This window comes from Antrihabitans spumae, assembly GCF_043944905.1.
Classification (GTDB): domain Bacteria; phylum Actinomycetota; class Actinomycetes; order Mycobacteriales; family Mycobacteriaceae; genus Antrihabitans; species Antrihabitans spumae.
Genome location: NZ_JBIMSN010000110.1, coordinates 1 through 3570 on the forward strand (window position 1 = coordinate 1; position 3570 = coordinate 3570).

General features: G+C 63.5%; 3 protein-coding genes. All 3 read right to left on the minus strand.

Annotation, left to right across the window (positions count from 1 at the left end):
- Positions 1–178: 178 nt before the first annotated feature.
- The 3 genes from ACHIRB_RS23200 to ACHIRB_RS23210 are packed head-to-tail and all read right to left on the minus strand — an operon-like array spanning position 179 to position 3374.
- Positions 179–1216: a tyrosine-type recombinase/integrase gene (locus tag ACHIRB_RS23200; RefSeq protein WP_395126702.1), complete on the minus strand. Its 1038-nt coding sequence runs from the start codon at positions 1214–1216 to the stop codon at positions 179–181.
- Positions 1213–2202: a tyrosine-type recombinase/integrase gene (locus tag ACHIRB_RS23205; RefSeq protein WP_395126701.1), complete on the minus strand. Its 990-nt coding sequence runs from the start codon at positions 2200–2202 to the stop codon at positions 1213–1215. Before ACHIRB_RS23205 ends, ACHIRB_RS23200 begins: the two co-directional genes overlap by 4 nt.
- Positions 2166–3374, minus strand: a complete 1209-nt coding sequence (locus ACHIRB_RS23210; protein ID WP_395126700.1) for a site-specific integrase — start codon at positions 3372–3374, stop codon at positions 2166–2168. Before ACHIRB_RS23210 ends, ACHIRB_RS23205 begins: the two co-directional genes overlap by 37 nt.
- Positions 3375–3570 lie beyond the last annotated feature (196 nt).

The window sequence follows — 3570 nt, forward strand, 5'->3', positions numbered from 1 at the left end:
CCCTTCAGCGGCCAAGTGTTCAGTGAACGCTACCGCCGTATATTGAGAGCCCGCATCGGTGTTAAACCGAATTCGGTTTAACAACGATTATGCCGAGGTTTTCGATAAGCCGAGGAATCGGCGTTGGGGCTGGTCAGCTGTCTGGGGCTGCCGGATTCTTCGGCTTAACGATTCGGGTTCATCGCAGGCTGTAGAGGGCGTCCAGTGTGTCTTCGGCCAGGGGTTGTCCGGTGTCGCCGGGTGTTGGGGTGGCGGCGTCGACAGCGGCGCGCATCATGTCGATGGTGGCGAATGCGTAGAAGGCAGCGGCGGTCGCCGCGTTTTCGTGGCCGAGGAGTCGCATGATGATCGGCAGTGGGATGCCGTGCTGGTAGAGGTCCATGGCCTTGGTTTTGCGCAGCATGTGGCAGTGAATCCTGGCTGGCACCGTGGGGCAGGTCTGTCGCGCGGTCGCCGCGGCCTGTGTGACCACGGCCGCGACGGTGTCGGCCGACAGGCCGACGGGGTGGCCGCCGCGGAGGCTGTAGAACACGGGACGCGTCCCGGGTTGGCTCGCCGCGTTGGGGTGGAATTCCTTCAGGTAGACGCGCAGGTGCTCGATCGTCTTGTCGGTCAGGGGCACGATTCGGGTCTTGTCACGTTTCCCGGTGAGCGTGACGTGCCCTGGTTTGGTCAGCGACAGGTCAGCCAGCGTGAGGGCGATGATTTCACCGACCCGGGCGGCGGTGTCGTAGAGCAGGATGAGCAGCATCCGGTTGCGGCGTGATTTCCCGGTGCGCCCGGTGAACGCGGCCAAGACCGCCCGCGTCTCGTTTTCGGTGAGATATTCGATCGGCTTTCTCGGTGCAGAAGGGGCCTTGAGGGTTCGTGCCGCCTGGCTGAGCGCCATGAGGCTGACATCCTCGGCGGCAGCGTAGGCCATAAACGATTTGATGGCGCTGATCCGCAGGGTGATGGTTCGCGCAGAATAATGCTTGTCGTCGGCGAGCCAGGCCATCCACGCTTTCAGCCGGGTTCGGTCGAAGTGATCGAAGCCGACACGTGCGCGGTCGACGTGTTCGCGGTCGGTGAGGAAGGTGAGGAAGCATTCCAAGCTGATCCGGTAGGCCTCGACCGTTTTCGGCGAGAGCCGACGGATCGTGGGCATGTAGGTGTGCAGGAAGCCGCGCGCAAACGTGTAGAAGTCCGGCGCGCCGGATGCGGCGTTGCGTTTCATTCGAACCCGACCTCCGGCAGCAGCGAGCCGGCACCAGCGGTGATGTGCCCGTAGGCGTTCATGAAGTCGGGCGAGGTATGGATGTAGTAGTACGTCGACTCGACCGTCGCGTGGCCCATGTAGGTCGACAGATACGGCAACATCGCGCCCACGTCGATGCCGTCGGCCATCCACCGTTCGATGTTGGCGTAGGCGAAATGGTGCCGGAAATCGTAGGGCCGGGGACGCTGTCCGCTCGCCGGTCGCGGCAGGCCGGCGGCATCCCAGATCCGGTTGAACATCACCCCGACTGTGGCGGCCGTGACCGGATTGCCGGTCGAGGAGGTGAAGAACGTTTCCCGACCGGCCCCGATACTCGATCTCGAGGTGTCCTCGCACGCGGCCAGCACGTCGGCGACATCGCTGGTGATCGGCAGCCTACGGCTGCGTCTGCCTTTGGATGACATCACATCGATGTGCCGGCCCGCCACGTCGACATACTCGACCAGCAACCCGCGAACCTCGCACGTGCGCAGCCCTGAGGAGTGCATCAGGGTGAAGAATGCGCTCGCCTGCCACTGCCACGGCGATGCCGCCGTCAGCCGTGCCGCGGCGGTGAAGAACGCGTCGATCTCCTCGGCGGTGAGCAGGTAGGGACGGGCGGGTACGAACGCGGCCTTCCACCTGTCCGACAGCACGTAGGCGTCGGCATACCCATGGGCACGTAGAAAGCGGCCGAGGTCGCGGATGTAGGACATCCAGGACCGGTAACGGCCCGAGGTGGCCAATTGTGCTGTCACCCAGGCTTCGACGGTCTCCTGGTCGAACATGGTCCGCTCGTGCTCGGCGCAATAGGAGTCGAACTTCTTCAAATACCAGATCCGCGAGGCGCCGTCGAAGCCCATGGCTCGTTTGAACTCGACGTATTCGGCCAGCTGCGGAGCGAACACGCTGGTGAATCCGTGGCCGTTCATGGCCGCGCGCTTTGCGGCACCGGCAACACGCATCGGAGCAGACGGTCATCGTCGATGCTCATGTACTGCTTGGTCGATTCCTCGCTGGCGTGACCGAGCACCGCCGCGATGGTCGGCAACGGTGTCGCGGCCCGCAGCATCCGAGAGGCGGCGTTGTGCCGCAAAAGACGGGTTCCGCCCTTGGCATCGGTCACCCCGGCAGCCGTAAACACCGTCGCGGTCACCCCGTGGATCGCGGCGTGATCACGAAGCCGAACATGCGGCGCCACCCGGCGCAAAAACACATGATCGTCGTCTGTTTCGGGCCGCTCGTGCAGAACATAGTCGGCGAGCGTCGAGGTGAGAACCTCGATCAGCGGCACGGTGAGCGGGTTGCCCGTCTTCTGCTGCACGAGCGAGATCGTCTGCCCCCGCCAGTCGACATCACCCAACCGCAACTCGATGATGTCGCAGGCCCGAAGCCCGGTCGAGAGTGCCAGCAAGGTGATCGCGGCATCCCGAGCGCACACGGCGCCGGACGTGCATGTAGCGATGATCCGCCGATGATCGTCGTCACCGAGGACCGACACGATCGGATGGGAGCGTTTCACCCCGGCCAGATTGACCGCATCGACCAGATCAACCCGGCCCGTGAATACCAGAAACGGGCGGAAGTTCGACACCACCCAGAACAGAGAGGTTCTTGCCCACCTCGGCGACAACGACGCCAAGAACGCCAGAACGGTGCCACCGTCGGCATCATCGAGATCGACGGTTCCTCTCGACTCGACGAAACACAGGTAGCCCCGGGCCACCCGGCCATAGGCCTCACGCGTTGCGGCAGCCAGTCCGCGTTCGAGCATGTCCGCTTCCCATGAAGCGTCAAGCGCCACAAACCGATCCGATGTCGGCCGCGGGCCGCCCCCGCCACGCGTACGCATCGACAGGTCGACCCGCCCGGTCCTCACGTAGGAGTCGAACAGGGCTACCAGTCGTCGATAGTCGAATCTGCGCTGCGCGCTGAACCGTCCCGTTCGCGGGCTGGTCGTCATCGACGCGAACCCAGCACCCAACGCCGGCGTGTAGACACCCGCACCGAGTCGCTTCGCGTACTCGGTGAGCGCCTTGATGGTCTTTCCGTACTGCCCGATCGTCGATTCCATGTAACCGGCCGAACGCAGCTCGGCAACAACAACCGCACCGATCCTGGTGATCGTCCTATCCATCGCCGTCTCCTTCCCATAGGGGCATGGACACGACAAACGCTAGCCAGACAACCAAACGTTAAGCCGTAGAAACTTTTGGAACATCAAGCAGCACACACAAACTCGGGTTTCCTCCGTTTAATGAAAACCTCGGCATAATCGTTGTGGTGGATCAGTCCCGACAAGTCGGTGACACCCTCGCGCGTGCGGGTCCAGA